Source organism: Streptomyces sp. NPDC055239, assembly GCF_053606205.1.
The window spans coordinates 287,559-312,691 of the sequence record NZ_JBSGRD010000007.1 but is presented as its reverse complement, the minus strand read 5'-3'; the positions used below and the strand labels follow the sequence as shown (position 1 = coordinate 312,691).

At 70.3% G+C, this 25,133-nt stretch carries 22 protein-coding genes; 6 read left to right on the top strand and 16 right to left on the bottom strand.

Going from position 1 to position 25,133, the window contains the following annotated elements:
• Window positions 1-124 precede the first annotated feature (124 nt).
• Window positions 125-2,083, bottom strand: a complete 1,959-nt coding sequence (locus ACWFRJ_RS23945) for a helix-turn-helix domain-containing protein (RefSeq protein ID WP_453534358.1) — start codon at window positions 2,081-2,083, stop codon at window positions 125-127.
• 165 nt (window positions 2,084-2,248) lie between these two features.
• Here ACWFRJ_RS23945 and ACWFRJ_RS23940 point away from each other — a divergent pair, with 165 nt between their 5' ends.
• Window positions 2,249-3,856 carry a long-chain fatty acid--CoA ligase gene (locus ACWFRJ_RS23940; protein WP_453534355.1) on the top strand — a complete coding sequence of 536 codons (1,608 nt, stop codon included), beginning with the start codon at window positions 2,249-2,251 and terminating at the stop codon, window positions 3,854-3,856.
• On the opposite strand, the gene ACWFRJ_RS23935 is transcribed toward ACWFRJ_RS23940, so the two are convergent.
• Window positions 3,844-4,488: a TetR/AcrR family transcriptional regulator gene (locus tag ACWFRJ_RS23935; RefSeq protein ID WP_453534352.1), complete on the bottom strand. Its 645-nt coding sequence runs from the start codon at window positions 4,486-4,488 to the stop codon at window positions 3,844-3,846. The two genes, ACWFRJ_RS23940 and ACWFRJ_RS23935, sit on opposite strands and share 13 nt — an antisense overlap.
• Window positions 4,489-4,648: 160 nt before the next feature.
• Here ACWFRJ_RS23935 and ACWFRJ_RS23930 point away from each other — a divergent pair, with 160 nt between their 5' ends.
• The gene (locus tag ACWFRJ_RS23930; protein WP_453534651.1) at window positions 4,649-6,130 is read left to right on the top strand and encodes an FAD-dependent monooxygenase; all 1,482 of its coding nucleotides are present in this window, start codon (window positions 4,649-4,651) and stop codon (window positions 6,128-6,130) included.
• On the opposite strand, the gene ACWFRJ_RS23925 is transcribed toward ACWFRJ_RS23930, so the two are convergent.
• On the bottom strand, window positions 6,111-6,734 hold the full coding sequence (locus ACWFRJ_RS23925; RefSeq protein WP_453534349.1) for a TOPRIM nucleotidyl transferase/hydrolase domain-containing protein: 624 nt from the start codon (window positions 6,732-6,734) through the stop codon (window positions 6,111-6,113). The genes ACWFRJ_RS23930 and ACWFRJ_RS23925 overlap by 20 nt on opposite strands.
• Window positions 6,735-6,780: 46 nt before the next feature.
• Window positions 6,781-7,632, bottom strand: a complete 852-nt coding sequence (locus ACWFRJ_RS23920; protein ID WP_453534346.1) for a LysR family transcriptional regulator — start codon at window positions 7,630-7,632, stop codon at window positions 6,781-6,783.
• A gap of 80 nt (window positions 7,633-7,712) precedes the next feature.
• Between ACWFRJ_RS23920 and ACWFRJ_RS23915 the strand changes: the two genes are divergently transcribed.
• On the top strand, window positions 7,713-8,222 hold the full coding sequence (locus ACWFRJ_RS23915) for a cupin domain-containing protein (protein ID WP_453534343.1): 510 nt from the start codon (window positions 7,713-7,715) through the stop codon (window positions 8,220-8,222).
• Entirely contained in the window at window positions 8,219-8,581 is a 363-nt protein-coding gene (locus tag ACWFRJ_RS23910; RefSeq protein WP_453534340.1) for a DoxX family protein, read from the top strand. Before ACWFRJ_RS23915 ends, ACWFRJ_RS23910 begins: the two co-directional genes overlap by 4 nt.
• A gap of 26 nt (window positions 8,582-8,607) precedes the next feature.
• Here ACWFRJ_RS23910 and ACWFRJ_RS23905 read toward each other — a convergent pair whose 3' ends face one another.
• The 9 genes from ACWFRJ_RS23905 to ACWFRJ_RS23865 all read right to left on the bottom strand — a co-directional run bounded on the left by ACWFRJ_RS23905 (window position 8,608) and on the right by ACWFRJ_RS23865 (window position 18,985).
• On the bottom strand, window positions 8,608-9,264 hold the full coding sequence (locus ACWFRJ_RS23905) for a M15 family metallopeptidase (RefSeq protein WP_453534337.1): 657 nt from the start codon (window positions 9,262-9,264) through the stop codon (window positions 8,608-8,610).
• A 95-nt stretch (window positions 9,265-9,359) separates the two neighbouring features.
• A complete protein-coding gene (locus tag ACWFRJ_RS23900; RefSeq protein ID WP_453534334.1) occupies window positions 9,360-10,025 on the bottom strand; it encodes a class F sortase in 666 nt (221 codons plus the stop codon).
• A gap of 98 nt (window positions 10,026-10,123) precedes the next feature.
• The gene (locus ACWFRJ_RS23895; RefSeq protein ID WP_453534331.1) at window positions 10,124-10,513 is read right to left on the bottom strand and encodes a hypothetical protein; all 390 of its coding nucleotides are present in this window, start codon (window positions 10,511-10,513) and stop codon (window positions 10,124-10,126) included.
• Window positions 10,514-10,695: 182 nt separating this feature from the next.
• Window positions 10,696-13,107: a phosphoketolase family protein gene (locus ACWFRJ_RS23890; protein ID WP_453534328.1), complete on the bottom strand. Its 2,412-nt coding sequence runs from the start codon at window positions 13,105-13,107 to the stop codon at window positions 10,696-10,698.
• A 41-nt stretch (window positions 13,108-13,148) separates the two neighbouring features.
• Complete coding sequence (locus tag ACWFRJ_RS23885) at window positions 13,149-14,708, bottom strand: MFS transporter (protein WP_453534325.1); 1,560 nt, start codon at window positions 14,706-14,708, stop codon at window positions 13,149-13,151.
• 82 nt (window positions 14,709-14,790) lie between these two features.
• Window positions 14,791-16,287, bottom strand: coding sequence for a sialate:H+ symport family MFS transporter (locus ACWFRJ_RS23880; RefSeq protein ID WP_453534322.1), 1,497 nt, complete (start codon window positions 16,285-16,287; stop codon window positions 14,791-14,793).
• A gap of 61 nt (window positions 16,288-16,348) precedes the next feature.
• A complete protein-coding gene (locus ACWFRJ_RS23875; RefSeq protein WP_453534319.1) occupies window positions 16,349-17,047 on the bottom strand; it encodes an N-acetylmannosamine-6-phosphate 2-epimerase in 699 nt (232 codons plus the stop codon).
• Window positions 17,048-17,066: 19 nt separating this feature from the next.
• Window positions 17,067-18,029, bottom strand: coding sequence for an ROK family protein (locus ACWFRJ_RS23870; RefSeq protein WP_453534316.1), 963 nt, complete (start codon window positions 18,027-18,029; stop codon window positions 17,067-17,069).
• Window positions 18,026-18,985, bottom strand: coding sequence for a dihydrodipicolinate synthase family protein (locus ACWFRJ_RS23865; RefSeq protein WP_453534313.1), 960 nt, complete (start codon window positions 18,983-18,985; stop codon window positions 18,026-18,028). The genes ACWFRJ_RS23870 and ACWFRJ_RS23865 overlap by 4 nt, the downstream gene beginning before the upstream one ends.
• Before the next feature lie 190 nt (window positions 18,986-19,175).
• Here ACWFRJ_RS23865 and ACWFRJ_RS23860 point away from each other — a divergent pair, with 190 nt between their 5' ends.
• The gene (locus ACWFRJ_RS23860; RefSeq protein ID WP_453534648.1) at window positions 19,176-19,850 is read left to right on the top strand and encodes a FadR/GntR family transcriptional regulator; all 675 of its coding nucleotides are present in this window, start codon (window positions 19,176-19,178) and stop codon (window positions 19,848-19,850) included.
• On the opposite strand, the gene ACWFRJ_RS23855 is transcribed toward ACWFRJ_RS23860, so the two are convergent.
• From ACWFRJ_RS23855 to ACWFRJ_RS23845, 3 genes are all read right to left on the bottom strand, one after another.
• Window positions 19,840-21,279 (bottom strand): exo-alpha-sialidase, encoded by a 1,440-nt coding sequence (locus ACWFRJ_RS23855; protein ID WP_453534310.1) that lies wholly within the window; start codon window positions 21,277-21,279, stop codon window positions 19,840-19,842. The two genes, ACWFRJ_RS23860 and ACWFRJ_RS23855, sit on opposite strands and share 11 nt — an antisense overlap.
• A 50-nt stretch (window positions 21,280-21,329) precedes the next feature.
• Window positions 21,330-22,343 (bottom strand): acetylxylan esterase, encoded by a 1,014-nt coding sequence (locus ACWFRJ_RS23850; protein ID WP_453534307.1) that lies wholly within the window; start codon window positions 22,341-22,343, stop codon window positions 21,330-21,332.
• Window positions 22,344-22,517: 174 nt separating this feature from the next.
• Window positions 22,518-23,249, bottom strand: coding sequence for a FadR/GntR family transcriptional regulator (locus ACWFRJ_RS23845; RefSeq protein WP_453534645.1), 732 nt, complete (start codon window positions 23,247-23,249; stop codon window positions 22,518-22,520).
• Window positions 23,250-23,481: 232 nt separating this feature from the next.
• Here ACWFRJ_RS23845 and ACWFRJ_RS23840 point away from each other — a divergent pair, with 232 nt between their 5' ends.
• Window positions 23,482-25,077 carry an ABC transporter substrate-binding protein gene (locus ACWFRJ_RS23840; RefSeq protein ID WP_453534304.1) on the top strand — a complete coding sequence of 532 codons (1,596 nt, stop codon included), beginning with the start codon at window positions 23,482-23,484 and terminating at the stop codon, window positions 25,075-25,077.
• The last annotated feature ends 56 nt before the right edge of the window (window positions 25,078-25,133 follow it).

Genomic DNA, 25,133 nt, shown 5'->3' with positions numbered 1-25,133 from the left:
CGTCGGCGGACACAGGGACGCTAGAGCCCAGCTGTGACCGGCGGATACGGCGATGTTCTCCACCGTGCGTCGGCGTGTGGCGTAGGGGTGTTCCATTGCGGGGCGCCGAGTGCCTGCGAAGCGCCTACGGGGTGCCGAGTACCGCGTACACCTTGAGGGCGAGATGGACCTGCAGGATTTCGTCCGCGTGCCGCCACTGCGGGCCGAGCAGAGCGGTGATCCGTTCCACTCGCTGGTACAAGGTGTTGATGTGGATGTACAGGGCGGCGGCGGTTCGGGTGAAGTTCGCGTCGTTGGCGAAGTACGTCATGAGCGTGTGGGCCAGCTCGCCCCCGCGTTGCGCGTCGTGGTCGAGGACGGGGCCGATGGTACGGCCGACGAAGCGGTGCAGTTCGTCGCGGCCGGTCTGGTGGAACAGGAGGCCGTAGATGCCGAGTTCGCCGGAGGTCGCGCCCTCGCCGTCACGGTCCAGTGCGAGCAGGACGTCCAGGCAGCGCGCGGCGTCGCGGTGGGCCTCGACCACGGCGTCGGCGCCCCCGCCCGCCGCGGCGGCACCGACGGTGACCGGCGCGCCCACGGAGGAGGTCAGCTGCTCGGCCAGCATGCGGGCCGCGTCCGCGGGAGTGCTGCCGACAGGAACAAGGACGACGACGTTGCCCCGGTACTCCCCCGCGACGCCGCCCGCGCGTGCGGCGAAGGTGGCGGCCGCGTCGGCGACGGGACGACGATGCAGGCTGCCGCGGCAGCGGGCGGCGAGCACGGTGTGCGGACGGCTCAGCGTGATGCCCATCAAGGTGGCCCGGCGGCGGAGGCCTTCGGCGTCGCGGTGCGGATTGCCGAGGAGGTCTTCGAGGAGCTCGCCGTGAAGCCGGTGCTCGGCCTCGGCGACGGCTCGTTCGCTGAGGAACATCAACGCCGTCACCAAGGCCGCGCTCTCCAGCGCATGGATGTCGGCGGCGTCCGGCTCGTCACGCACGAGCAGCAGCACGCCCATGGCCTTGCCGTCGGCGACGATTGGGGTGGCACAGGCGGCTGATCCACCGTCAGAGGCCGGGATCCAGCGGGTGCGGCGCGCCTCGGTGGACATCGCACCCGCCTCGCGCGCGGCCTCGGCGGCCGGGCCGTGCTCGGGGAGGCGGCCGGATTCACGGGCCTGGTCGACGAGCAGGTCCGTACCGGCGGCGGCGAGCGTGCTCCGCCGGGCGTCGAGCACGAGGATGCTGCCGCCGAGCACGTCCGCGAGAGTCTCGGCCACGATGGGCAGGCCCGCGCCGTCGAGCACGATGCCGATGAGCCGCTCGTGCAGGGCGGCGGCGCGTTCGATGGACTCGCTGTGGGCCTGGATCACCGCGTTGGCCCGGGTGAGCTCGTCGACGGCGCGGCGTACGTCCTGGAAGAGGGTGGCGTTCTCGATGGCGATGGCGGCATGGTCGGCGAGCGAGACCAGCAGCGCCACCTCGTGGTCGGCGAAGGGCCGGCTGCGGCGGTTGGCGGCGAAGAGCACACCGATGACCTGGTCGCCGCGGACCAGGGGGACGCCCTGGACGGAGATCAGCCCTTCGGCCCGTACGACGTCGTCGCGAACGTGCTCGAACCGGGTGTCCTCGAAGTAGTCGGCCGTGTGGTAGGGCACGGCGTGCTTGGCGACGAGCCCGCCGAGACCGGAGCCGATGGGCAGGTTGTTGTGCTTGAAGGCGTCGGTGCGGATGCCGTCGGTGACCCGCATGTAGGTGTCGCCACGCCGGTCGTTGTTGAGCATCAGATAGGCGACGTCCGTGCCGAGCAGGGCACGGGCCCGGTGGACGATGGCCTGCAGCACCGCCTCAAGATCGCGCAGCGAGGAGAGATCACCGGCCGTCTCGTAGAGCGCGGCCAGTTCCGTCTCGTGTCGGCTCTGCTCCTCGAGACGGGTGCGGACGTGCAGCGCGTCGTCGACGAGCGGGCCGAGCCAGGTCCGGTCGGCCGCGGCGCAGTGCTCGAGCAGGGCACGGTACTGCTCGGGACCCGCTCCCACGCGCAGCAGGCGCAGCAGCTCTCCGGCGGGCCCCGCACCGGTCTCGGGGTGTGTGGGGATCTGCTGCACGGACGTGTCTCCCTACGCTTCACCTGCGATGTTCCCCCTGTTGCGCCCGCCACGCTAGGGGCGACGCACAGTGGCGGCCATGGAGACGTCCTCCACAGGCCGTCCGTGCACCCTGGGGATCTTCTCCATGGCAGGGCGCCGCACCGGGCGCCGACGATGTGCCCCATGACCATGATGGACACCCCGCTCAACACCTGGCTCCTCTTCAACCATGCGCCGCGCTACTTCCATGACACGGAAGTGGTCACACACCGCGCCGACGGGAGCGTGCACCGCTACACCTACGCGGACTTCGGCCGCCGGGCGCAGCAACTGATGCACGCCTTGGACGCTCTGGGCCTCGATCGCGACGCGACGGTCGCGACCCTGGCCTGGAACGGCTACCGGCACCTGGAGGCCTACTGGGCCATCCCCTGCACCGGTCGTGTGCTGCACACCCTCAACCTGCGGCTCTCGCCGGAGGATCTCGCGTACGTCATCGGGCACGCCGACGACAGCGCCATCCTCGTCGACTCCGACTTGATCCCGCTCCTTGAGAAGGTGCACGCACGCGGCGGCCTCAAAGGCGTGCGCTGTGTCGTGGTCCTTGCCGACGAGGTGCCCGAGACGACGCTGCCGAACGTTGTGGCCTACGAGCAGTTGCTCGCAGGCCGGCCTGAGCACTACCCCCCGCGGGACATCGACGAACGGTCCCCGCTCGGGCTGTGTTACACCTCGGGCACCACGGGTCGCCCCAAAGGCGTCGTGTACACCCACCGGTCGACCGTGCTGCACGCCATCGCCGCCTCCTCACCGGCCGCGATGTCCATCGGCCCCGGCGACTGCGTGCTGCCGGTGGTGCCGATGTTCCACGCCAACGCCTGGGGCCTGCCCTATACCGCCACCCCTTACGGCGCCAAGCAGGTCTTCTCAAGCGGCGCGCTGGATCCCGCCGCGCTCGTCGCGCTCCTGGCCGAGGAGCGCGTCACGGTGGCCGCGGGCGTGCCGACCATCTGGACGGCGACCGCCGGTGACATCGCTGCCCGCGGCGGACTCCCGGATCTACGGCATCTGCTGTGCGGCGGGGCCCGCCCGTCGGCCGCCCTGATCGAGCACTACCGCCGCGACCTCGGCATCCCGCTCATCCAGGTCTGGGGCATGACCGAGACCTCGCCGTTGGCCAGCTTCGCCTGGCCCAAGGAGCACATGCGCGACTGGGACGAGACCCGCCTCGCCGACGCCGTGCACACGCGCGCCGGACTGCCGGTGCCCGGCGTGGAGCTGGAGATCCGTGACGAGGCGGGAGGCTCCGCGCCCTGGGACGGAGAGGCGATGGGAGATCTGCTGGTGCGCGGGCCGTGGATCGCCGGTTCCTACCTCGGCGGCGAGGGTTCCTCCGCGTTCACCGACGACGGCTGGTTCCGCACCGGGGACATCGCCGTCGGTTCACCGGACGGATACGTCGTCATCGCCGACCGCGCCAAGGACCTCATCAAGTCCGGCGGCGAGTGGATCTCCTCGGTGGACATGGAGTCAGCCGTGATGGCCATGCCCGAGGTCGCCGAGGCCGCGGTCGTCGCAATCCCCGACCCGAAGTGGCAGGAGCGCCCGCTGATCTGCCTCGCGGTCCGCCCCGGGAGCGCCGTCTCCCTGGAGCAGGTGCGCGAGCACCTCGAGGGCAGCGGCTTCGCCCGCTGGCAGTTGCCGGACCGCATCGAGGTCGTGGACGCCGTGCCCCGCACCGGCACCGGCAAGTTCGACAAGAAGGCACTGCGCTCGCGCTACGGCTCCTGACGAGACCGGACTTGGTCGGACGCGGGGCGAGCGGCCTCGCTGGCACGGGCACGCACACCCTCCATAAGGAGTTGGAGCCCCAGGGCGAAGTGCTGCTCGAAGTCCGGATCGGTGAGCGCGGGCAGGACCAGGGCGAGGTGCGCGTAGTCGCCCTCGTGAACGGCACGGCCCAGCGCCTGCACGCCCTCGATCCCGTCGTCCCCAGAGGGCGTTGAGGCCTGCTCCTCCAGTGTGTGGCCGACGGTGTAGTTCACCACGGCGAGGAATGCGCGACCGCTGTCCTCGACGCTGAGGCCGGTGCGCAGGAGAGCCGCGACCAGGCGGTCGCCGTAGGCCAGGGTGTGGGGTCCCACGGGGTGCGTTCCCGCGTAGACACGTGCCCCGTCCCGCCTGGCCAGCAACGCGTGGCGAAGGGCGTGGGCCAGATCGTCGACCGTTTCCGGTTCCTCTGCCGAGCCTGCCGCCCGGACGTCCTCGAGCATGCGCTCGGCCATGGCCGTGAGCAGATCGTGCTTGGTGGCGAAGTGGCGGTAGAGGGCGCCGGCCTGAACGCCGACCCGTTCCGCCAGGCGCCTCATGGTGAGGTCTTCCACTCCCACGGCGTCAAGAAGGTCGAGCGCGGCCGTGGTCACGGCTGCGCGGTCCAGACGTGCGGGGCGTCCGCGCCTCGGAGGTCCCGGCGAATTCCTTGACTGCGTCATCATGCGTCCGAGTATAGTGAACATCGTTCACGTGAACGTTGTTCACTAAATGGAAATCACCTTGGGGATCGTCATGAACGTCGTCATGGACATGGACACAGACGTAGTCGTCGCCGGAGCCGGGCCCACGGGGCTGATGCTCGCCTGCGAACTCGCCCTGGCAGGCGTGAAGGTGCGCGTGGTCGAGCCGAGGCTCGAGCGCCAGCCGAACTCCCGGGCCCTGACACTGCACCCGCGGAGCCTGGAGATCCTGGACCTGCGCGGGCTGACCCCGCGCTTCCTCGCCGCGGGGCGCACCGTGCCGGGCTGGCACTTCGCGGGTCTTGCCACGCAGCTCGATTTCGCCTCCCTCGACACGCGTCAGGCGCACACGTTGTTCCTCGCCCAGGCCCGGACAGAGGCGCTCCTCGAGGAGCGGGCCCTCGAGTTGGGGGTCGCCGTCGAGCGGGGCAGCGAACTGATCAACGTGCAAGAAGGGGCCGACGGCCTCGTCGTCCGGGTTCGCGACGGAGATGGGGGCGAGCGAAGCGTGCGCTGCGCCTACCTCGTCGGGTGTGACGGTGCGCGCAGCCACGTGCGTTCGCTCGCCGGCATTCCGTTTCCGGGCAGCGAGGAGTCCCTGACCGGCGTCCTTGGCGATTTCCTGACGGTGGACGCCGAGGCGCTCGTCGCGGCACGCGCCCACGGGATCCTGGTGGCACCGCTGGACGGCGGCGTGACCCGCCTGGTGTACATCGACCCCGAGCGGATGAGGGTCTCCTCACGGGAGCCCGTGACCCTCGACGAGTTCCGCGGCGCGCTGATGCGCCTGTGCGGCAGCGACCTGGGGATCGACGAACCGGTGTGGATGTCCCGCTTCGGGAACGCGACCCGCGTGGCCGACCGGTACAGGGCCGGTCGCGTCTTCCTGGCAGGCGATGCCGCGCACATCCACTTCCCGGCCGCGGGGCAGGGTCTCAACACCGGGCTGCAGGACGCGATGAACCTGGGCTGGAAGCTCGCGGGAGCGGTGAAGGGGTGGGCGGGCGACGAGCTCCTCGACACCTATGACGCCGAGCGCAGGCCGGTCGGTCACGCTGTCGCGCAGGACACCCAGGTGCAGCAGCTCCTCGGTGAACTCCCCCTGCTGGAGAGTCACGCAGGTCCCGCGCGCTCCTTGCGTTCACTCCTGGACGAGCTCCTGGAGATTCCCGAAGTGAACCGCAAGCTGGCACGACGGGTCTCCGCGCTCTCGACCGTGTACGCGGCTCCGGAGAGCGAGCACCCCTTGGTGGGTCACCGGATGCCGGACGTCGAGGTGCGCACGGGCGGTGCGGTGAGCCATGTCAGCGGCCTGCTCGCGGACGGCCGTTTCGTACTCCTCACCCGCGAGGAATCAGGGGTGGTGTCGGTCCCCGACGTGCCGGTCCCCCACGTACCGGCGGACCGCGTACGCGTGGCCCCGGTGCGGGACTGGCCGGACCACCCCGATCTCAAGGGCGTGGCCGCGATCCTTATCCGCCCGGACGGGCATGTCGCCTGGGCGGAGCGATCCGACGTGCCGGACACCGCGCTCACGCTCGCAGGCTCGTGAGGAGGTCGTCGAGCGGGGCCGGTGTCAGTTCGGGGTCGAGGGCCTCGACGAGCAGGCGGCCGTAGCGGATCTTGCGGCCCTTCTTCGTGCCGAGGAAGCGCCGCAACTGCTGCTGTCGGAGCCTGCCGTGCTGTGCGGGCTGGCGCAGGAAGGTCTGCCAGGCCCGCAGGTCGCCCTCGGCCCGGACGGTCTCCTCGACCCTGGCCGCGCCGAGGGCGCGGATGAGCTCGTCCTCCAGGTCCGACACGCACACGAAGAAGCCTTGCCGCGGCGCTCCTGCCCGCTCCAGGCCACGGTCGTAGAAGCCTTGTTCGTTCTCGTCGCACAGGCCTGCAAGGCGCAGCCCGAGGCCGGGCGGCCCGAGGAGTTCGGCGTAGCGGCCGATGCTCATCGCCCCGCCCATCGACACGACGCACACTCCCTCGGCGGCCAGGTCCCGGCCGCGCGCCGCGGCAAGGGCCTCAACGGCCGCGAGGTCACTGGGGCCTTCGAGCAGCACCGCCGTCCGCACCCCCACTCTTACGGCCAGCTCGCTCGCCGGTCCGCCGGGGCCACCGGCCGCCCAGTCACCGATCGCGTCCCGGAACGCCCGCATGTCCGCCATGGGGCGAGTCTGCCTCTTCACCGTCGGCACGGCACGGGAATATCAGTCAGCCTCGATAGGCCGCGATCGCGATCCGGACGAACGAGCGGATCAGCGGATTCGTGTCGCCCTCGTTCCATGCCGCCACCACACGGCTCGGAGGCATGTCGATCAACGGCACCACCTTGAGCCCGTCCCCGGGCTCGTGGTCCAGGAGCGTCATGCCGACGGTGCCGTTCCAGAGCACGGCTTGCCGGCATTCCGCGACGGCACGCACCACCGGGCCCTCGCGAGGCTCTCCGCCGTTCCAGTACGACTGCCAGAGGGGGTCGGTGCCCTCCGGGAAGACGAACCAGCGGCGGTCCGTCAGGTCGGCGAGCTTCAGGCTGTCGCGGCGGGCCAGCGGATCGTCGGCGCGCAGCAGAGCGCCCACCGGATCCGCGCGCAGTTCGTGCGCGGTCAGGCCTGTCCCGTCGAACGGCCCCCGGGTCAGGGCGACATCGACCAGGCCGGCGTGCAGCCCGCAGGTCGGGTCGGTCAGGTCGGTCTCGCGGATCCGCACCTCGACCTGTGGGTGCCGTTGCCGGTAGGCGGCGGCGAGACGGGCCGCGCCCTGATCGGCGCTGTCCCCCAGGATGCCGACGGTGATGGTCGCGACGCCCGCCGCGGCGGCCACGCGTACGCCGAGACGGTCGGCCTGGTCGAGCAGGGCGCGCGCCTCGTCGAGCAGCACCGCGCCCACCGCGGTGAGCGTGACACGGGTGGACGACCGGTCGAACAATGCGGCCCCGGCCTCGGTCTCCAACCGCTTGATGGCCCGGCTCAGTGGCGGTTGGCTCATGTGCAGCCGGACGGCGGCCCTGCCGAAGTGGAGTTCCTCGGCGACGGCCACGAAATAGCGCAGCGTACGTAGCTCCATGCTGGGACGATACCCGTTCGGTATCGGTGCGACGGAACAGGTCTTGGACGGTGGCGGCGCCCTGGCGGTGGAATCGAGACATGACCGACGAACCGAGAACGAATGAGCCTGCTGCCGACCCCGCCGTGTCGGTGGTCGGTCCAGGTGACGGCGAGAAGATCGTCCTGGGCACCACGCGACTGCGCGTCCTCGAAGACGGCAGCAACACCGAACACCGTCTCGGGCTCGCCGAATCGGTCCTCGCGCCCCACACACCCGGACCGCCGCAACACCGTCACGCCCAGCACGACGAGGGCTTCTACGTCATCTCCGGCACGCTGCGGTTCACGGTCGGCGAGAAGGACTACGACGCGACCGCGGGGACGCTCGTGATGGTCCCGCCCGGCGCACCGCACACCTTCGCCAACGTGACCGACCAACCGGCCGTCATGCTCAGCATCTTCACTCCGGACCTGTACGTGCAGTACTTCCGCGATCTCCAGGCAATGATCGCCGACGGCCGGGCACTGACTCCCCGGGCGAACATCCAGGTGATGAGCCGTTACGCCACCGAGCCCGCCGCCGATTTCGCCGGAGGACGGGAATCGTGAACGTCGCCTACTGGATCGTCGCGGGTCTGCTCGCCCTGTTCTACCTCTATGGAGGCGGGATGAAGCTGGTGCGGAGCCGTGAGGAGCTCCTGCCGATGATGGCCTGGGTGGACAGCACGCCCATGCCCGCCGTCAGGGCCATCGGGCTGGTCGAAGCGCTCGGCGCGATCGGACTGACACTCCCGCCGCTGACCGGCATCGCCCCCTGGCTCGCCCTCGCAGCGGCGTCGGGGTTCGTGGTCCTGCAGATCGCCGCGACGAGGGTTCATCTGCGCCGCGGAGACCGCAAGATCGGCCTCAACATCGCGCTCGTCGCCACCGCGTCCGTGGGCGCCTGGCTGGCGACGACGTGGCTCTGAGCCCTCTCATCGCCGGGAACACCGCACTACTTTCCGTTGGCCGAGAAGTGCTGGTAGTCCGGGTGCGCCCAACGCCCGCCCCACTGCCAGCCGACCCTGCGCATGGCGGTCGACACGACGTCCCCGGGGCGGATCATGCCCTTGACGAAGCGGTCGCGCCGCAGGTATTTCGCCGCGGACGCCGGATGGACGCGCCCGTTCACATCGACGTACGGGTTCTCGACCGTGTTGATGTCGATCGCGTTGCCGTACGAGTGCTGCGACAGGCGGTTCGGGTTCCCGGTCACCCGGCGGCAGTTGAAGGCGGAGGTGTTGTCGGCCGCCATCGCCGCCGGGTCGCTGCCGTTGAACTCGGCCATGACCCGCATCCGGCGGATCGGGAACTTGGCCGTGAAGGCTTTCCGGAAGACGTAGAGGAGAGGCTTGACCGCACGCTCCTGGACGATCAGCTCACCGGCGTGGACCCGGCCGTCGAAGCCCCAGTGGTTCATGCGGATGAGCCGAAGGCGTCGCGGCGGGACGGGGCATCCGGGGCGGTAGGTCCGGCCGAGCTTGGCCATCGGCACGGCGCTGACCCGAGCCGCGAGGCCGGGGGCGGGGGCACTTCGCGAGGGCGGGACATCGAGGCCGGGCGCGTGTGCGACCGCAGCGCCCTCCGCGCCGCCGACGAGAATCAGGGCCATGACCACGGGAATTGCACGAGGTACCATTTGCACTTTTTCACCCTAAGTGCGCACTACCTCATTCCGACGCAAGCCACAGCCACAGCCACGGTCTCCTAGGAACCGACTCCGGTCAGGTGTGCGTAGACGACTACGTTGCCGGAGTAGCCGTCGGTCTTGTTGTACGTGCCGCTACAGGTGATGAGGCGCAGTTCGGGGCGCGTCCGTGGCGCGTAGACCTTGCTGCTGGGGAAGTCGTCCTTCTCGTACTCCTCGACGCCGTCGACGGTGAACACCGCGGTGCGGCCGTCCTCGCGGGTCACCTGCACCTTGGCGCCCTTCTTCAGGGAGCCGAGTCCGTAGAACACGGCGGGGCCCTCGTTGGTGTCGACGTGTCCGGCGATCACGGCGGTGCCGGTGCTGCCGGGCAGCGTGCCGGCCGCGTCCCAGCCCGCGAGGTTGGCGTCGTCGGGTGGTGGTGCGTTCAGTCCGCCGTCCTTGGTCCTGGACAGCGCGGTGAGGGCGGCGTCCACGCCTATGGCGGGGATCTTGACGCGGACAGGGGGTGACTCGGACAGGGAGGTCACCGCGGGCGCGGCGGCTTCGGCCGGGCGGCCGGATGCGAAGGTCCTGGCCTGGGCGGCTGAGGGTTGGGGCGGCGTGCCGGTCTCCTCGGCGTCGGCCGTCCAGAACCACACGCCCACGGCGAGGGCCGCGAGCGCGCCCCAGGACCCTATGCGGCGCCAGGGGGAACGGGCCGACGATGTGTGGGGGTAGGTCATGGTGTCGCCGTTCCTGCCCAGGTGGAGGGGGAAGTTGCGCGGCCCCGCCGGGCGAGTACGGGCTCGGTCGGCGGGGCCGGTTGACCGGTGACGGAAGGTCAGCGCTGTCCGGCGGTCTTGCGGCGGTGCAGGTACACCGCGCCCGCACCGACGGCAAGGACCGCGGCCCCCGCAGCCAGCTCGGTCGGGTCGGTGCTGCCCTGGGAACCGCCCGAACCGGCGTGCACGCCGCCCCTGACGGCCGGGTCCGTGGAGTCGCAGAACCGCTGCGCGGTGGAGGCGGCCATGTTGGCCTCGTCCTCGGCGGCCTTCTTCTCCTCCTGGGATGCGTTCGGGTCGGCCTGTACCGTGTCGGAGTTCTTCTGCGTGATCTCCGCGTCGTCCAGCGCCTTCTGGCAACTCGGCGACACTGCCTGCGCGTTGGGGGCGGTGATCGCCAGCGCGGCGCCCGCAACGGCCAGACCGGTCAGCACTCGGATGGAACGCATGTGTGTACCTCCAGTACGGACGCGGCCCCCGGAAGCGCTCGTGCCCCGGAACGTATTGCTGGCGTCGACCGCGCCTTTACCAAGAGCCATCCCGCCTCACGGCGTGTCGCTACCGGCAACACGCCGCGCGTCCCCCGCTCGGCCCACACGCGCCCACCCGTCTGGCCGGACGGCGAGGCCGGTCAGTCCTGCCAGGTCCAGTCCCGCACTTCCGGCAGGTCGACACCGTTCGCCCGCACATAGGCGTGGTGGCGCAGCCGCGTGTCCTGCATCTGCTGGCGTACCTCGACCGCGCGGACGCCCAGGCCCGGCACGCGGTCGATGACGTCCATCACCAGGCGGAAGCGGTCCAGGTCGTTGGCGACCACCATGTCGAAGGGCGTGGTGGTCGTGCCCCGTTCCTTGTATCCGCGGACGTGCAGGTGCGGGTGGACCGCGCGCCGGTAAGCAAGGCGGTGCACGAGCCACGGGTAGCCGTGGAATCCGAAGATCACCGGCTTGTCGCGGGTGAACAGCGTGTCGAACTCCGCGTCCGGCATGCCGTGCGGGTGCTCCCCCTCCGGCATGAGGCGCGCGATGTCCACCACGTTGACCACGCGCACCACGAGCTCAGGCAGGTGGGTGCGCAGCAGGCTCGCGGCGGCGAGCACCTCCAGAGTGGGCACGTCCCCGGCGCAGGCAAGGACGACGTCCGGCTCACGCTCGGGGGTCTCGCTGCCCGCCCAGGTCCATACGCCGGCGCCCCGCGCGCAGTGCGCCCGTGCTTCGTCCAGGCTCAGCCAGTCGAAGCCGGGCTGTTTGCCGGCCACGATCACGTTCACGTAGTCGCGTGAGGCGAGGCAGTGCTCAGCGGTGGAGAGCAGCGTGTTGGTGTCCGGCGGCAGGTAGACCCGCACCGCTTCGGGACTCTTGTTGAGGACGTGACCGATGAACCCGGGGTCCTGGTGCGAGAAGCCGTTGTGGTCCTGCCGCCACACGTGGGAGGTCAGCAGGTAGTTCAGCGAGGCGATCGGCGCCCGCCAGGGCAGCTCGCGGGTGGTGCGCAGCCACTTGATGTGCTGGTTGACCATCGAGTCGACGATGTGCACGAACGCCTCGTAGCAGGAGAAGAGCCCGTGGCGCCCCGTCAGCAAGTACCCCTCGAGCCACCCCTGGCAGGTGTGCTCGGAGAGGATCTCCATCACGCGTCCGTGCCGGGAGAGGTGTTCGTCGACGTCGTGGATCTCCTCCTGCCAGGCCTTTCCGGTCGCGTCGTAGACCGCGTCGAGCCGGTTGGAGGCGGTCTCGTCGGGGCCGACCAGCCGGAAGTCGCGCCGCTCGGCGGTGTCGGCCATCACCTGACGCAGGTAGCCGCCGAGGATCCGAGTCGGCTCGTTCATGGTGGCGCCGGGCTTGTCCACGTCGACCGCGAAATCCTCGAGCGGCTTCAGCGGCAGCGAGCGCAGGAGGAGCCCGCCGTTGGCGTGCGGGTTGGCGCCGAGGCGCAGCGTGCCCTGCGGGGCGAGTTCGACGAGTTCGGGCACCGGGCGTCCGTCGGTGTCGAAGAGTTCCTCGGGCCGGTAGGAGCGCAGCCATTCCTCCAGCTGGTGGCGGTGCTCGGCGCTCTCCCTGACGTTGGCCAGCGGCACCTGGTGGGCCCGCCACGTTCCCTCGACGGGTTTGCCGTCCACCGTCTTGGGGCCGGTCCAGCCCTTCGGCGTACGCAGCACGATCATGGGCCAGCGCGGCGCTGTGGCGTCCTTGCTGCCCTCGGTTCCTCCGTCCGCTCTGGCCGTCCGCTGAATCGCGGCGATGCGATCGAGGCAGCGGTCCATGGCAACGGCGAAATCGCGGTGGACCGTCATGGGGTCGTCGCCGGTGACGTGCACGGGCTCGTATCCGTATCCGCGCATCAGGTCGTCGAGCTGGCTCTCGGGGAGCCGGGCCGGGATCGTCGGGTTGGCGATCTTGTAGCCGTTCAGGTGCAGGATGGGGAGTACCGCGCCGTCGTGCACCGGGTCCAGGAAGGTGTTGGAGTGCCAGGAGGCGGCCAGCGGCCCGGTCTCGGACTCTCCGTCGCCGATGACGCACACGGAGAGCAGGTCCGGGTTGTCGAACGCGGCGCCGTAGGCGTGTGAGAGCGAGTAGCCGAGCTCGCCGCCCTCGTGGATGGAGCCGGGCGTCTCGGGGGCGACATGGCTGGGGACTCCGCCGGGGAACGAGAACTGGCGGAACAGCCGGGCCATTCCCTCTCCGTCGCGGGTGACGTCGGGATAGGTCTCGGTGTACGTGCCGTCCAGCCAGGAGTTGGCGAGTACCGCGGGCCCGCCGTGCCCGGGGCCCCAGATGCAGACGGTGTCCAGCTGCCGCGCCTTGATGGCCCGGTTGAGGTGAACGTGCACCAGGTTGAGCCCGGGCGATGTGCCGAAGTGGCCGAGGAGCCGCGGCTTGATGTCCTCGGCTGCCAGAGGCCGCCGCAGCAGGGCGTTGTCCATCAGGTAGATCTGCCCCACCGAGAGGTAATTGGCCGCCCTCCAATACCGTTCCAGCTCCTGGAGTTCAGCAGCGGAGGGCGGTTCGGCGGACAGGGCGGGGTTCACCGAGGGATCGCCCATGGCTGCTCCTTACAAGGGTGACGGCTGGCAGGAAGGCGGATTCAGACCGAGGTCACGTCGGGCGCCCCGGCATTCTCCTGGCGGTGTCGTGGCGCGGAGGCGTTGACGAGCAGGAAGGCAGCCGCTGAGGCCGCGAGCATGATCAGTGCCGCCCACCCGATGGCCACGGTGAAGCCGTGCACCACACCGGAGTCGACGATCTGCGCCTTGCGCTCCGGCGTCAGCCGTCCTGTGCGGGCGGCGCCTGCCATGTGGGACGAGAGATACGTGGCGGTGCTCGTCGTCGCGATGGTGTTGAGCAGCGCCGTGCCGATCGAACCACCCACCTGCTGGGCGGTGTTGACCGTTGCCGACGTGACGCCCGCGTCCTTCGGGTCCACCCCTGCCGTGGCGGTCGCCATCACCGGCATGAAGGTGAGACCGAGCCCGAGACCCAGCATCAGCAGACCGGGCAGGATGTGCGCGGCGTAGCTGGATTCCGTGCCGAGGAACGTCAGCGTGAACAGACCCACCGCCGCGAGCAGCAGTCCCGGCCCCATGAGCAGCCGCGGGGGAACGTGGTGCAGCAGCCGGGCCGAGATCTGCGTCGAGCCGATGATGATGGCAAGCGACATGGGGAAGAAGGCGAATCCGGTCTTCACCGGTGAGTAGCCGAGGATGCTCTGCAGGTAGTACGTCATGAAGAGGAAAACGCCGAACATGCCGATCGTGGCAAGTCCCATGGTCAGCATCGAGCCACCACGGTTGCGGTCCTTCACGATGTGCAGCGGCAGCAGGGGGCGCGTCGTGCGTGTCTGCCACCACGTGAACACGGCAAGCAGGACGATGCCGCCGATCAGCAGGGCGAGGACCATCACGGAGGTCCAACCGCGGGATTCGGCCTCGCTCAGCCCGTACACGACGGCGATGAGCCCTCCGCATCCCAGGATCACGCCGGGGACGTCCAGACGGGCTTCCTTGTGTCCCACGCGGTCCTCAAGGAGGGAGACGGCGCCGAAGACGGCGAGCACGGCGATGGGGACGTTGACGTACAGGCACCAGCGCCAGTCCAGGTACTCCGTCAGGATGCCGCCGAGCAGCAGGCCGAGCGCACCGCCCGCGCCCGCGATGGCGCCGTAGATCCCGAACGCCTTGGCGCGTTCCTTGCCGTCGGTGAAGGTGGTGGTCAGCAATGACAGTGCGGACGGGGCGAGAACCGCGGCGAAGACGCCTTGCAGGGCGCGCGACGCGAACAGCATGGCGGGTCCGGTGGCGGCGCCGCCGAGCGCCGAGGCCGCGGCGAAGCCGACGAGTCCGATGATGAAGGTGCGTTTGCGGCCCAACAGGTCGGCGATGCGGCCGCCGAGAAGGAGCAGTCCGCCGAAGGCCAGCGTGTACGCGGTGATGACCCACTGGCGGTTGCCGTTGGTGAGGCCGAGCTCGCGCTGCGCGGACGGCAGTGCGATGTTCACGATGGTCGCGTCCAGGACCACCATGAGCTGGGCGAGCGCGATCACGGCCAGGGCCCACCAGCGGCGGCTTGCTGGGGGCTCCGCCGATTCCGCCGTGGGGACGTCGCGGCTCGCCCGGCCCAGGTTCGTCTGCTCCTCTGGACTGCTCATAGGTTCCAGAACACCACGCATCCCGTACTCCTGCCGCTGGAGCGGGCCGCGATGCGGGTGCCTGGGCCGCCGGTGTCCGGTGTCAGGTGCGGGCGGTGTCCCCGGCCGTCGGCGCTTGCCCGTCCGCCTTCTCCGACGGCGGGGACAGCTGGGTCGCCTCCTCCGCCAGGTGGTCCCTCGCCCCCTCCGGATCCATGAGCCGGTTCAGCCTGGCCGGGACGTCGAAGCCCACCAGAAGCACCACGATCACCGTGCCCCCGAACGTCAGCACGGCGAGCGCCTGCCCCAGGTCCATGCCGGACGCGAGATGCGCCCCGAGGACCGGAGCCACCGCGCCGCCGAGGGCGCCCACGTTGTACGTGAAGCCGAGCGCCGCGCCCCGGCTCTCGGTCGGGAAGTGACCGCCGATGTAGCGCGGGAGCAGACCCGAGATGCCGAAGCTGGTCGCCTGGAGCAGGAACAGCAGGACGCCGAGAAGCAGCAGGTTGTCGTCCACGGCGAACACGGGATAGACGAAGGCGAGTGAGGCAAGGAGGGTGAGCGCGTACGCCTTCTTCGCGCCGATCCGGTCGCCGAGGAAACCCGCGGTCCAGCAGCCCACCATGGTGCCGAAGCCCGCGAAGTAGAGGACATCGGTGACCTGGTCCGTGCTGTAGCCCAGATCGGTCTTGAGATACGTGGGCAGCAGCGCCTGGATGGGCCAGGAGTAGAGGAACGCGAAGAACAGCGTGACGATCATCGACAGGTACAGCGCCCAGCCGCGCTTGCCGCCGAGTTGGACGGCGAAGGCCGCGAGCGAGAGACCGGCGACCACGGAGAGCACGGGCACCATGCCCGCACCGCCCGGCGTGAAGACCAGGAACAGGGAGAGGGTGGCGACCACGGTCAGGACCACGTTGGCGGTGGCCCTGCCACGGGTCACGAACAGCGGACGGAACGGGTTGGGCTTGGCGCCCTTCTCGGCGACCGACTCGCTCCACTCCGCGGCCTCCGGCAGCGCGCGCCGCATCCACAGCGCGACGGCGATCGGGATCAGGCCGAGGTAGAACATCCACCGCCAGCCGAGCGAAGGCACCACCCAGTTGTAGACCTGCGCGGCGAGCACCGAGCCGACCGAGAAGCCGGAGATGAGGAACCCGCTCGCCCGGCTGCGCAGCTTCGCCGGCCAGCTCTCCATGACGTACGTGGCGCTCGCGCTGTACTCCCCGGCCATGCCCATGCCGATGGCGAGCCGCGCGGCGAAGAGGCTGTGGTAGTTCCAGGCGAATCCGCACGCGAACGTGCCGAGCGAGTAGAGCAGGATGCTCAGCACCATGGAGGCCTTGCGGCCGTACCGGTCACCCAGGGCACCGAGAACCGCGCCGCCGAGCCAGCGGGTGATGAACGCGCCGGAGATCAGGCTGGCCGCCTGCACGGTGCTCAGGCCGAACTCGTCACTGATCTCGGTGAGGACCAGCGTGATCAGGACGAAGTCGAAACCGTCCAGGACATAGCCGATCCAGGCGGCGAAGAACGACTTCCACTGGGTACGGCTGATTTCGCGGTACCAGCGGGGCTTGGCGGGTGATGAGGTCTGCACGGTGACTCCATGATGCGGGGCGGTGCTCGTCCTTGAGCGGCCGGTCGCCTAAAGGGGCAGGTCAGTGCTTGGTGAGGCCCGCGACGAAGCGGGCGGTCAGGGCGGTGGGTGCGGTGATGGCGGTTCCGACGACGACGCAGTGGGCGCCGCGCTCCAGGGCCGCGGCAGCGTCCTGCGGGCTGTTGATACGGCCTTCGGCGACGACCGGGACGTCGATCGCGGCGGCCAGCTCTGCCACAAGCGTGAGGTCGGGGCCGCGCGTCTTCGGCGTTCCTGGGACGTAGCCGGAAAGCGTGGTGGAGACGAAGTCGGCGCCCTGCCCGGCCGCGGTGACGCCCTCGGCGAGCGTCGAGACGTCGGCCATGACGAGCGCGCCCGCCGCGTGGACCGCGGTGACGAGATCGGCGAACGTGGAGCCGTCGGCGCGCGGCCGGTCGGTGGCGTCGGCGGCGACTATGGCCGCACCTGCCTCCACGATCGCCAGGGCGTGCCGGACGGTCGGGGTGATGTAGACGCCGGTGTCACCGTCCTTCCACAGGCCGATGACCGGCAGGTCGACGGCGGCGACGATCGCGGCGACGACGTCCGGTTCATTGGCGCGGATGGCGGCGCCGCCCCCTGCTGCTCCCGACCGTGCGAGCCGTACGAGAGTGTCGGTCTCCCGCATCGGATCACCGGGCGGTGCCTGGCAGGAGACGATGAGGCTGCCCCGTAGTCCGGCGGCGAGGTCGGCCGCGGTCCATGTCTGCCGCGTGGTCATCGCAGGGCTCCTTGTGTGGTCATCGAAGGGCTCCAGGGTGGTGAAGGGGCAGGCTTGTGGTGAGGGCGGCGGCGCCGAGCACCGCCGCGTCGGCGCCGAACAAGGGGGCCTGTGGGACGAGGCCGCGCAGTGGCGGCATCAGTTCCGCGGCGAAGGCGGTGGCCAGGGCGTCCGTGTACAGGGCGCCGATGCGGGGAACGCCGCCGCCGACGACGACCCGGTCGGGGCCCAGCGCGTTGGCGAGCCCGCCGAGCGCCTGTCCTGCGGCGACGGCGCCGGTGGTGATCACGTGGACGGCGTCCGCGTCACCCTGCGCGGCCCGGTCCGCGACGGTCTCCAGGCGAAGGCGGTCCACCGTGGTGCCGGTGAGCCGCTGGTAGTGGGCGGTGATCGCGGGCCCCGACGCGATCACTTCCAGGTGCCCGGTGGCCCCGCAGGTGCAGGGCAGCCCGGCCGCCTGGGCGCTCGGCACATGACCCAGGTGTCCCGCGATGCCCGCTGCGCCGTGCAGCATCCGCCCGTCGACGGCGACGGCGCCCCCGACGCCGGTCCCGATCGCCGCGAACAGCAGCGAACCGTGCTCTGAATCCAGTGCCGCGAGCTCGGGACCGGCCGTGGCCCGTACGTCGTTGTCGCAGGCCACCGGGTATCCGGTACGGTCCGCGAGCCCGGCGCCGAGAGCCGTGCCCGCCCAGCCCCCGATGGAGTCGGTGGCGCTGGTGACCCGGCCGGTGCGGGGGTCGATGACCCCGGCGGCGGCGATGCCGAGCGCCGAGGCGCGGCGGCCCGGGTCGACCTCGGCGGCCGCTGCCGCAAGGGCGTCGAGCACGGCATCGGCTCCGCCGCCGGCCGGAGTGGGCCGGGTGTGCCGGGCAAGCACGACGCCGTCCGCGCCGATGAGCGCGGCGGCGATCTTCGTACCGCCGAGGTCGAGGCCTATGAGCGCGTCGCCGACGCCACCCGGCAGGGAGCAGGCGTTCATCGGACCGGCGGCAGACCGGCGGCGCGCAGCCGCTGCGCGACAAGGGCGACCGACTCGGCGGACAGCTGGATCTGCGGGAAGGCGGTGTCACCGCACTCGATGACACCGAGCAGCTGGAGCGCCGCCTTGAACGAGCCGAGCGCGGAGGAACTGCGGCCCATGTCCGCCTCCGGCCCCACGTCGACCATGGCGAACAGCTCGATGAGCTGCTCCTGCTCCTTGGCGGCGAGCGCCCAGTCCCCGGCCCGCGCGGCCTCGTAAAGACGCACGTATCCGGCCGGGTCCACGTTGCCGATGCCCGGCACGACACCGTCGACACCGGCAAGCAGGGCCGCGTCCACGGTCAGTTCGGATCCGGTTAGCACGCTGAAGTCGGGGGCCGATCCCTGGGCACGGCCGTCGCGGCCGCCCAGTTCGACGATCAGGCGGCGCAGTCCGCCCTCGTCGCCGCTGCTGTCCTTGAGTCCGGCGAGCGTGCCGTCCTCGGCAAGGGCGCGCACCAGGCCGGAGCCGAGCTTGCTGTGGACGGCGACCGGGATGTCGTACGCGAACAGCGGGAGGTCCACGCTCGCGCGCAGGCGGCGGAAGTGCCCGGCGATCTCCTTCTCATGGGTGCGCGTGTAGAAGGGCGCGGTCGCGACCAGGGCATCGGCCCCGAGGGCGGCGGCGGCCGTGGCGTGCTCGACGACGCGTGCGGTCGTCGTGTCGATCACTCCGGCGAGGACAGGGACCCTGCCGTCGGCGGCGTTGACCACGGTCTCCAGGACCGTGGCCCGCTGCTCGTCGGTGAGGTAGGCGACCTCGCTGGTGGAGCCGAGGGCGAAAAGGCCGTGCACTCCCCCGTCCACGAGGTGGTCGACGAGCCGGGCGAGGGACGCGGTGTCGACCTCTCCGCGGGAGTCGAGCGGGGTGCAGACCGGCGGGACGACGCCGCGCAGCGGTGCGGACAGAGACATGGTGAAGGGCTCCAGCTCAAGCTCAGGTGAATGCATCGGGCCGCCGCTCGAAGCGATTACGCGACCCCGGAGATAGGACGTAAGATGTCCTACGTCTTGCCTCACCTTAAACAGATGCTCCCGCCACCGGTCAAGGGGCAACCGCACGGCAATCGCACCTCAGGAGGATGTTGTGGCTCGCCGCCCGACCATGGCCCAGGACACCGAGCGCCAGCTGAAGGAGTTGATCCTGGAGCGCAGGCTGGCCCCCGGTGACCCGCTGCCCACGGAGACCGAGTTGACCGAGCTCTTCGGGGTCGGCCGGGTGTCGGTGCGCGAGGCGCTCAAGGCGCTCCAGGCCGTCAACGTCGTCGAGATCCGCCGGGGCTTCGGCACCTTCGTCGGCTCGCTCTCGCTGTCTCCCTTCGCCGAAGGTCTCGCCTTCCGGGCCGCCGTCCGTCACCGCCTGGGCGAGCCGGGGCTCTACGAGCTGATGAAGGTGCGGGAGGCCCTTGAGGCGGGCCTGGTCGGCGCGGTCACCGCCGGGATCCCCGCCGAGGACCTCGCCGTGCTGCGGGCTCTCGTCGCCGAGATGGAGACCGAGGCGCGCGAAGGGCGGGTGGCGCGCGCCACCGACCGCGCCTTCCATCTCGCGCTCTACGCCTCACTCGACAGCCATCTGCTCAGCGAGGTCCTCGACGCGTTCTGGGCCGCCATGGACCGCGTACGCGAAGACCTCGACGACGGCCATCAGGATCCGGGCGTCACCTGCTCGCAGCATCGCGAGATCGTCGACGCGGTCGCGGCGGGGGACGGCGGACGCGCGGTGCGCGCCATGCGGACCCACTTCGACGGCATCCGCGCCCGCCTGGAACCTACGGAGTGATCGCCACCGTCGAGCTGCCCGAGGCCTGCTTGCCCCCGGTCCGATAGGTGGCGGTGAGCTTGGCGCTGCCCGAGGCGTCCGGCGCCACGGTGACCGGGACCCTGACGGTGGCCCCCTCACCCGGCTTGAGCGCGGGGACGGTGACCTGCCGCGTGGTCCATCCACCGGGCACGGTGAGATCGAGGGTGCCCTGAGCGCGACGCGTGTCCATCCGGTTGACCACACGGACCTCGATTTCCGCGCTCGCGTCCGCCTTCAGGCCCGTGGGCGAGGCGATCGTGATGTCCGCGCAGGTGCCGCCGAGCCAGTCCAGGTCGAAGGACGAGTAGGTGATGTGCGCGTAGTCTCCGCGCTCGTAGAGCAGCCCGACGCGCCCGTCCGGCAACTTGGTCAGCGTCGAATAGGCCGCGGCGCCCGGATCGACGACCTTCCTGATCGGCCAGGTCTTGCCGTTGTCGCAGGACATCTTCACGGTGAGGTTGCGCCGCGCCGACGCGTCCTCGGTATTGCTGAACAGGAGCCACGAGGACTGCGGGTCCGATGCCGCGGCCCCGGCGTTGTACCGCATGATCGAGGCGTTGTTCGCCGGGTCGGTGAGCTGCGTGTCCTGTTGGAACGGCGTGTAGTTGACCCCGCCGTCGGTCGAGTACGCGATCGTCCGGTACGGCTTCGAGCGGTTGTTGAGCATGATCCTGCCGTCGGACAGCTCGACGGTCTTGTTCTCGTCCCCGCCGGGGCCGACCGGATTGCCCATCTTCCAGGTGGCTCCGTGGTCGTCGCTGTAGGCGCTGGCCGCGTAGTTGGCGCCGTTGATCCGCACGGCGTACTGCTGGATCAACCGGCCCTTGTGCGCCCCGTTCCGCAGCTGGATGCCCTCGCCCGACGCGGCGAACATGCCGGCCCACGCGGGGTTCTTGATCTGCTTGGTGATGCGGCGGTGGGTCCAGGTGAGACCGTCGTCGTCCGAGTAGCTGTAGTCGGCCTGGAGGATGTCCGGGTCGCTCTCGTCGTTGCCGGTGCCCGAGCCGGCGAAGCCCTGGTTCACCGAGGAGGCGTAGAAGACGAAGATCCGCCCTGTCGTACGGTCGACGAGCAGACTCGGATCGCCGTGGCCCTTGGGCGCGGCGTCCTTGCGCACCACCTGCTGCGCCTTCCATGTCGCGCCCCCGTCGGTGCTGCGGCGCAGCACGATGCCGAGGTTGCCCGGCAGGTCGCCCAGGGTGGGCCGGGCGTCGTAGGCCGCGAGGAGCGTGCCCTTGACCGATGTGGTCAGGGCGGGGATGCGGTAGTAGGGCGAGCCCACTCCGTTGGTGGTCAGGTCCTGGGAGGTCAGCTCACCGGAGGCGGCGGGGGCGCCGTGTGCGGTGCCGGTCACGGTGACGAGGAGCGCTGCGGCGGACAGCAGGGCGAGGGGGACTCTTCGCTGCATGGACGATCTCTCTTCTCGGAGGGGGCTTGCCAGAGGGGACTTGATCATCTTCAGTACGAGGCGGTGACCACGGAGTGGTGACCGCCCCGCGCATCGGGGTGGAGGGAGCGGACCCAGGCGAGTTGCTCCCGCTGCTGGTGCGCGCCGCCGCCCTCGTGCCCGTTGAAGGCGTAGATCCGCACGTCCTTGGGGCCCGCGTAGTGGTTGTAGGCGGTGAAGCAGGTGGAGGGCGGGCAGACCTCGTCCATCAGCGCGATGGAGAACAGCGCGGGAGCGGTGGCGCGGGCGGCGAACAGCGCGGCGTCGAAGTACGACAGGGTCGTGAACACCGTCTCGGCGCGGTCGCGGTGGAGCCTCAGGTACTCGGCGATCTCGGTGTACGGCGGCAGGGCCGCGATCTCCGCACCTCGCCGGACGTTGCAGAGGAAGGGCACATCGGGGAGCACTCCCGCGAGCCCGGGCACGAGCCCCGCCACGGCAAGCGCGATGCCGCCGCCCTGGCTGACGCCGGTGACGAAGATCCGGTCCGCGTCGATCTCCGGGTGCCCGCGCATCGCCTCCACGCAGCGCACGGCGTCGGTGAACACTCGCCGGTAGTAATACGTTTCTGGGCTCTCGACACCACGGGTGAGGAAGCCCGGCACCGCGCCCGCCGCCCCGGCGTCCGTGTCGGGGGTGGCGCCGACCGCGGCCGACCAGCCCTGACCCCGGGTGTCCATGACCAGGTGGGCGTAACCGGCGGACGCCCAGAACAGATGCTCGTGGGGCAGTCCGCGGCCCCGGCCGTAGCCGACGAACTCCACGACGCAGCCGAGCGGTTCACCGCCTTGGGAAGGCAGTTGCAGCCAGCCGTGGACCGGCTGTCCCGCGAAGCCGGGCACGGCGACCTCGTACGTACGGATCTGGGTGAGCCCGGTGTCGACGGGGGTGAACTCCGGCGGGCTCGCTCCACCTGCGCAGACCTCGTTCAGGGTGCGCGACCAGAAGGCGTCGAAGTCGGGTGGCTCCGCCAGTTCGGGCCGGTAGGCGCGGCAGTCCGCGAGTGAGAGGTCCGTCAGCGGCATGGAGGTGCCCTCCTGGGGGTGGGACCGGGAAGCTGAACGCCGGACCTCCAGACAGAAGACGTCTGATGTCCTGGCGGCAGACGGGACCCTAGGCAGCGCTCTCAGGGGTCGTCAAGGGCTCCGCCCTGCCGGGCACTTGCCACGGCAGAGCCTCCAGGAGGACGAGTTGCCAGGTCAGACCTGTGCGGCGTCCCGGGCGCGGGCCTCGGAGATCCGTCGCCGCACCGGCGCGTAGTGCTCGCCGAGCGACTTCATGAAACCGGCGACGTCACCGGCCCGCGCGGCGTCCACGATGCTCTGGTGCGCGGCGATGGTCTCGGTCTCGTCGGCGTGCGTGAACCCGTCCAGATGCGGCGCGACGATCGCGTACACATCCCAGAAGGCCATCGAGAGCTGCTCGATGAGTTCGTTGCCGAGCGGCTCCACGAGCAGCGCGTGGAACGCCCGGTCCGCCTCCACGAAGCCGCGCCCCTCCCCCGCACCCTTGTCGCGCATGGCGACCACGAGGCGCTCCAGCGCGTCGATCTGGCCGGCGCTGAGCGTCGTGACGATCCGGTCGGCCATCCCGCGCTCGACGAGTTCGCGTACGTCGACGAGGTCGGCGAGGACCTGGAAGTCGTCGCCCGGCGAGAGAAGACCGCGGAAGGTCAGGCTCTCCACCAGGGCCGACAGGCTCAGTCGGCCGACGTAGGTGCCGTGGCCGTGACGGACCTCGACGATGTCCAGGGCGTTGAGGATCTTGACGGCCTCGCGCACGCTGGAGCGGCTCGCGCCAAGAGCCTCACACAGGGCAGGCTCAGTGGGCAGCGGGTCCCCGGGGCGCAGCCGCTCCTCGAGGATGTAGCGCTTGATGCCCTCGACGACTTCCTGCCGGAGCAGTTGCCGGCCGGGCTTCGCACCGGACATGGGCTGAGCACCGGACACGGGCTGAGCACCGGACATGGGTGAACTCCCCACCTCTTGACCCCTTTCGATTGTCAAGCTACGTTCCCACGCTATCAAGGCATCAGACATCTGACGTCTTATGCCTGAGGTTGCACGGTCCTCGCGGTCCTGCGTTCCCCTCGGCTGCTTCCCCGCCCCGCGTTCCCCCCTTTATCGAGCTACATAGAGCTTTATCGACGTCCCTGGAGGACCCGTGCCCGAGCTGAGATCAGCCGGATTCGAGCGCCGCACCTTCCTGCGCTGCACCACCGCCATCGGTACGGCGGCCGCCATCACGGCGAGCCTCTCCGCCTGCGGCGGGCCGTCGTCGAACACCGACGGCGGCACGGGCAAGGGAGGCGAAAGCGGCCTGATCGAGGCCGGCCTCTCCTACCCGCTGTCGACCGGCTTCGACCCGATGATCACCTCGGGCGCGACGCCGTACGCCGCCAACATGCACATCTTCGAAGGCCTGGTGGACCTCGATCCGGCGACGCTCGAGGCCCGGCCCGCGCTCGCCACCGAGCTGCCGAAGAAGATCAACGCCACCACCTACCGGGCCACGCTCCGCAAGGGGGCGACCTTCCACGACGGATCCGCGGTCACCGCCGACGACGTGGTGTTCAGCTTCGAACGCATCCTGGATCCGAAGAACGCCTCGCTGATGGCGCAGTTCGTGCCCTTCATCGACACGGTGAAGGCGGTGGACGCCCACACGGTCGAGTTCAAGCTCAAGCACCCCTTCGCGCTCTTCCCGTCCCGGATCGCCGTGGCGCGGATCGTCCCGAAGAAGATCGTCGAGCCGGACCCCAAGGCGTTCGACGCCAAACCGGTCGGCTCGGGACCGTACAAGTTCGTCGAGGCCGTGCGCGAGGACAAGATCGTCTTCGAGGCGTACGACAAGTACAACGGCGAACACCCCGCCAAGGCCAAGAAGATGATCTGGCGCCTCATGTCGGACCCCTCCGCGCGCGTCAGCGCCATGGAATCCGGCCGGGTCCAGGCGATCGAGGACGTTCCCTACATCGACGTCAAGCGCCTTGCGGGCTCCGCGAAGATCCAGTCCGTGCAGTCCTTCGGTCTGCTCTTCCTGATGTTCAACACCGCCGACGAACGGTTCGCCGACAAGCGTGTGCGCCAGGCGCTGCACTACGCCCTGGACACCAAGAAGATCATCTCCACCGCGATGGTCGGCAACGCGGAACCGGCCACCGGGTACGTCCCCGCCACGCACCCGGACTATCACCGGGCCGCCACCGTCTACACGCACGACACGGCCAAGGCGAAGAAGCTGCTCGCCGCGGCGGGCGTAAAGAACCTCTCCTTCACCGTCCTGACCACCGACACCGGCTGGGTGAAGGACATCGCCCCGCTCCTCAAGGAGAGTTGGGAGGCGGCGGGCGTCAAGGTCACCCTCAGCATCGCCCAGTCCCCGGCCCAGTACGCGAAGATCGACAAGGGCGACTTCGACGTGCTCGTCGCCCCCGGCGACCCGTCTGTCTTCGGCAACGACGCCGACCTTCTGCTGCGCTGGTTCTACTACGGGTTCTGGCCCGAGAAGCGCTACGGCTGGGGCAAGTCCGCCGCGTACAAGAAGGTCAAGCAGACCCTGGACAAGGCTGCTCGGGCCGCAGGCGAGGCGCAGCGCAAGGAGCTGTGGGGCGAGGTCACCGACCTCGTCGCCGACGAGGCCGCGCTCTACCCGATCCTGCACCGCAAGCTGCCCACGGCCTGGACGGAGAAGTCCCTGCCCGGCTTCGAGCCGCTGCCCACCACCGGTCTGTCCTTCCTGGACGTCGGCCGCGCCTGACCGCCCCGCCCGCGCTGGACGTACTCGACGTACTCAACACGCTCAACGTGCTCAAC

Bases quoted from the DNA above. Each gene is read 5' to 3' on its own strand.
- ACWFRJ_RS23850 (WP_453534307.1), bottom strand. From the start codon at position 22,343: ATGCCGCTGACGGACCTCTCACTCGCGGACTGCCGCGCCTACCGGCCC.
- ACWFRJ_RS23895 (WP_453534331.1), bottom strand. From the start codon at position 10,513: ATGCGTTCCATCCGAGTGCTGACCGGTCTGGCCGTTGCGGGCGCCGCG.
- ACWFRJ_RS23855 (WP_453534310.1), bottom strand. From the start codon at position 21,279: ATGCAGCGAAGAGTCCCCCTCGCCCTGCTGTCCGCCGCAGCGCTCCTC.
- ACWFRJ_RS23915 (WP_453534343.1), top strand. From the start codon at position 7,713: ATGACCGACGAACCGAGAACGAATGAGCCTGCTGCCGACCCCGCCGTG.
- ACWFRJ_RS23920 (WP_453534346.1), bottom strand. From the start codon at position 7,632: ATGGAGCTACGTACGCTGCGCTATTTCGTGGCCGTCGCCGAGGAACTC.
- ACWFRJ_RS23860 (WP_453534648.1), top strand. From the start codon at position 19,176: ATGGCCCAGGACACCGAGCGCCAGCTGAAGGAGTTGATCCTGGAGCGC.
- ACWFRJ_RS23870 (WP_453534316.1), bottom strand. From the start codon at position 18,029: ATGAACGCCTGCTCCCTGCCGGGTGGCGTCGGCGACGCGCTCATAGGC.
- ACWFRJ_RS23875 (WP_453534319.1), bottom strand. From the start codon at position 17,047: ATGACCACGCGGCAGACATGGACCGCGGCCGACCTCGCCGCCGGACTA.
- ACWFRJ_RS23900 (WP_453534334.1), bottom strand. From the start codon at position 10,025: ATGACCTACCCCCACACATCGTCGGCCCGTTCCCCCTGGCGCCGCATA.
- ACWFRJ_RS23925 (WP_453534349.1), bottom strand. From the start codon at position 6,734: ATGGCGGACATGCGGGCGTTCCGGGACGCGATCGGTGACTGGGCGGCC.
- ACWFRJ_RS23930 (WP_453534651.1), top strand. From the start codon at position 4,649: ATGGACACAGACGTAGTCGTCGCCGGAGCCGGGCCCACGGGGCTGATG.
- ACWFRJ_RS23940 (WP_453534355.1), top strand. From the start codon at position 2,249: ATGACCATGATGGACACCCCGCTCAACACCTGGCTCCTCTTCAACCAT.
- ACWFRJ_RS23905 (WP_453534337.1), bottom strand. From the start codon at position 9,264: ATGGCCCTGATTCTCGTCGGCGGCGCGGAGGGCGCTGCGGTCGCACAC.
- ACWFRJ_RS23865 (WP_453534313.1), bottom strand. From the start codon at position 18,985: ATGTCTCTGTCCGCACCGCTGCGCGGCGTCGTCCCGCCGGTCTGCACC.
- ACWFRJ_RS23890 (WP_453534328.1), bottom strand. From the start codon at position 13,107: ATGGGCGATCCCTCGGTGAACCCCGCCCTGTCCGCCGAACCGCCCTCC.
- ACWFRJ_RS23845 (WP_453534645.1), bottom strand. From the start codon at position 23,249: ATGTCCGGTGCGAAGCCCGGCCGGCAACTGCTCCGGCAGGAAGTCGTC.
- ACWFRJ_RS23885 (WP_453534325.1), bottom strand. From the start codon at position 14,708: ATGAGCAGTCCAGAGGAGCAGACGAACCTGGGCCGGGCGAGCCGCGAC.